This is a genomic window from Streptomyces sp. LS1784, from assembly GCF_020103755.1.
Classification (GTDB): Bacteria; Actinomycetota; Actinomycetes; order Streptomycetales; family Streptomycetaceae; genus Kitasatospora.
Genome location: NZ_JAHSQD010000711.1, coordinates 1 through 3,705 on the forward strand (window position 1 = coordinate 1; position 3,705 = coordinate 3,705).

The following is a 3,705-nucleotide window of genomic DNA, read 5'->3' on the forward strand; positions in this document are numbered from 1 at the left end:
GGGGCCGTGCCGGGCCGCTGCGCGGGCGCCGGCACCGTGGCGGCCGTCTGCTGCTCCGGCGTCACCCGCCGGTCGTCCTGGGCGCCCTGGCCGGACTCGGCGCCCTCGGCACCGTCCGGTTGTCCGTTGACGGTCCGCGCGGTCTCCGGTCTGGGTGCCTCGGCGGCCGGACGCGGTGCGAGGGAGGGCGACAGCGCCATCCCTCCCGTGGTCCGGAACAGCTCGTCGGCACCCGGGAGACTCACTCGGCGGGGCGGCACCGGTCGAGCACCTCCCTGGCGAGCTGGCGGTAGGCGGCGGCACCGACCGAGTTGGTCGCGTACGTCGTGATGGGCTCGCCGGCGACGGTGGTCTCCGGGAAGCGCACGGTCCGCCCGATGACGGTGTGGAAGACGTGCTCGCCGAACGCCTCGACGACGCGCGCCAGCACCTCGCGGCTGTGCACGGTGCGCGAGTCGTACATGGTGGCCAGGATGCCGTCCAGGCGCAGGTCGGGGTTGAGCCGCTCGCACACCTTCTCGATGGTCTCGGTCAGCAGCGCCACACCGCGCAGCGCGAAGAACTCGCACTCGAGCGGGACGATCACGCTGTGAGCGGCCGTCAGCGCATTGACCGTCAGCAGGCCCAGCGAGGGCTGGCAGTCGATGATGACGTAGTCGTAGTCGGGCAGCAGCGGCTTCAGGGCGCGCGCCAGCGCGGACTCCCGGGCCACCTCGCTGACCAGCTGCACCTCGGCGGCGGAGAGGTCGATGTTGGACGGCAGCAGGTCCATCCCCGGGACCGCGGTCTTCAGCAGCACTTCATCGGCCGTCAGGCCCCGCTCCATGAGCAGGTTGTAGACGGTGACGTCGAGCTCCATCGGGTTGACACCGAGGCCGACCGAGAGCGCGCCCTGCGGGTCGAAGTCGACGAGCAGCACCCGGCGGCCGTACTCGGCCAGCGCCGCACCCAGGTTGATGGTCGACGTGGTCTTGCCGACGCCGCCCTTCTGGTTGCACATGGCGATGATCTGGGCGGGGCCGTGCTCGGCGACCGGCGCGGGGATCGGGAAGTACGGCAGCGGACGGCCGGTCGGGCCGACCCGCTCGCGGCGCTGGCGCGCGGCGTCGGGGGCCAGCGTGGCGGCGTACTCCGGGTCCGGCTCGTACTCGGCGTCCGGGTCGTCGTAGGCGCCGTAGGCGAACTCGCCGTAGGCCAGGCCGTAGGCCGCCAAGTCGGCGTCGTGATCGGTCACCGTGGTCACCTGTGCTGTGTTCTGGCGTGCTTCGAAAGTACGGAGTGCGACCGAGCCGACCTCGGCCGAGCCCACGGAGGGCTGCCGGGCCCCGGGCTCCTCACTCGGCTGGCCGGCGGTGAGCTCCGCCAGTCCTGGCTGACCACCCCCGGGAGCAATTGTCGACTCATTCACAAGTCGTCTTACCTCCTTGGGCATCCAGGACTCTATGTCGATTCGTCAGCGTGGCAGCATGCCGACGGTTTGCGACTCTAGGCCGTTCAAGGCGTTCGCAGCAACACAATCCACGGTAGTGGGCAGGATGTGTCGACTATCGAGCGGGCTGCTGTCAAGGGATGGGAGGGTCACCGGCCCCAACGTTTCTGCGGGCGGGTGACATGACCGACAAATATTGACGACAGAGCGACCTACCCGGTCAACCCGCTGTTCACGGGCACGGCGAAGCCCCCGACCCGAAGGGATCGGGTCGAGGGCGAACGACCGCCGGGCGGTCAGGGGGTTCAGGCGAGCACGTTCTCCAGGGAGACCGACTCCAGGCCGAAGGCCTCGGCCACGGCCGGGAAGGTGATCTGGCCCTCGTGCACGTTCAGGCCCTTGGCGAGCGCGGCGTCGCGGCGCAGCGCCTCCTTCCACCCGCGGTTCGCCAGCTCCAGCACGTACGGCAGGGTGGCGTTGGTCAGCGCGTAGGTGGAGGTGTTCGGGACGGCGCCCGGCATGTTGGCCACGCAGTAGAAGACCGAGTTGTGGACCTTGAAGGTCGGGTCGTCGTGCGTGGTGGCGTGCGAGTCCTCGAAGCAGCCGCCCTGGTCGATGGCGATGTCGACCAGCACGGAGCCCGGCTTCATGCGGGAGACCAGCTCGTTGGTGACCAGCTTCGGGGCCTTGGCGCCCGGGATCAGCACGGCACCGACGACCAGGTCGGCCTCCACGACGGCCTTCTCCAGCTCGAAGGCGTTCGACACGATGGTCTTGACCTTGGTGCCGAAGATGCGGTCGGCCTCGCGCAGCTTGTTGATGTCGCGGTCCAGCAGGGTCACCTCGTAACCCATGCCGACGGCGATGGTGGCCGCGTGCCAGCCGGAGACGCCACCGCCGATGACGACGGCCTTGGCCGGGTGGGTGCCGGGCACGCCGCCCGGCAGGGTGCCGCGGCCGCCGGCCGGGCGCATCAGGTGGTACGAGCCGACCTGCGGGGCCAGACGGCCCGCGACCTCGGACATCGGGGCAAGCAGCGGCAGCGCGCCGTTCGACAGCTGCACGGTCTCGTACGCGATGGCGGTGGTGCCCGAGGCGATCAGCGCGTCGGTACCGGCCCGGTCGGCCGCCAGGTGCAGGTACGTGAAAAGGGTCTGGCCCTTGCGCAGCCGGTGGTACTCCGAGGCGATGGGCTCCTTGACCTTCAGCAGCAGGTCGGCGGTGGCCCACACCTCGTCGGCGGTGTCGAGGATGGTGGCGCCGGCGGCCACGTACTCCTCGTTCGGGATCGAGGAGCCGACACCGGCGTTGTCCTCGATGTAGACCTCGTGTCCGTTGCGGACCAGCTCATGCACGCCGGCGGGCGTGATGGCCACGCGGTACTCGTGGTTCTTGACCTCGCGGGGGATGCCGACCTTCACGGCTAAACACGTCCTCTTGCCATGGGGGTCCCGACCGGAGAAGACCGGTGGGCGACGCGCACGTGGGGAAGCCTCCGGGACAGCCCGGGGCGGGGATCGCTGCGCGACTGAGTCCGAGTGTAATGAAGCCCAGTCGGCGTGTCAGCCTTCCAAAGTGAATAATTTTCCCGCACGCATTGGCAGGTTCGTAGGCTTCCCCTGCGACTTACCTACCAAAGACCTCGCAACCGGGCATCTTCGACAATACCTCCGAAACGCCCGTCACCACCCGGCGTCGACGCGTTCCCGCAGGTCCGCGAGTGCGGCCCCGACGGCCTCCCGGCCCCGTTCGTCGCCCAGTCGGCGCAGCACCGCGAGTGCGGCCCGGTACTCCCGGTCGGCCTCGTCGAAGCGGCGCTGCGCGGTGTGCGCCTCGGCCACCCGGGCGAGCAGCCGAGCCTCGGCCGCGTGGTCCCCGAGCGCCTGCCGCAGGCCGAGCGCACGCCCGTACCAGTCGGCGGCCCGCACCGCGTCGCCGAGCGCACGGTGACAGTTGGCGGCGCTCTCCAGGGCCCGGGCGCAGAGCGGTTCGTCGTCGGCCGTCCGGGCGTGCTCCAGGGCGGCCCGGTAGTGGGCGGCGGCCGGCTCCCAGCGACCCGCCGAGGCCTGGAGGTCGCCCAGGTTGAGCAGTGCGGCCGAGGCCCGGCGGGGCCGGCCGTTGCGCTCGGCGACGGTGAGCACCAGCTCGTGCAGCCGGTAGAGGTCGGTGGGGGCGGCGGCTCCGGTCAGCGGCAGCGCCCGCAGCAGCGCGGTGACCAGCCGCCCGGCCGAGCCGTCCAGGTCGCCCTGGCCGATCGCGTCGGCCACCGCACCGAG

Annotated in this window: 2 protein-coding genes and 2 pseudogenes; all 4 read right to left on the minus strand. The window is 71.1% G+C overall.

The genetic code is table 11. The features are described from left to right. A pseudogene (locus tag KS423_RS41035) lies at positions 1-200 on the minus strand (hypothetical protein); the annotation flags it as partial. A 41-nt stretch (positions 201-241) separates the two neighbouring features. Next, positions 242-1,309 carry a ParA family protein gene (locus KS423_RS41040; RefSeq protein ID WP_369808367.1) on the minus strand — a complete coding sequence of 356 codons (1,068 nt, stop codon included), beginning with the start codon at positions 1,307-1,309 and terminating at the stop codon, positions 242-244. A 425-nt stretch (positions 1,310-1,734) separates the two neighbouring features. Further along, positions 1,735-2,850 carry an alanine dehydrogenase gene (gene ald / locus KS423_RS41045; protein ID WP_224284826.1) on the minus strand — a complete coding sequence of 372 codons (1,116 nt, stop codon included), beginning with the start codon at positions 2,848-2,850 and terminating at the stop codon, positions 1,735-1,737. 261 nt (positions 2,851-3,111) lie between these two features. Continuing rightward, positions 3,112-3,705: pseudogene (locus KS423_RS41050) on the minus strand (hypothetical protein); the annotation flags it as partial.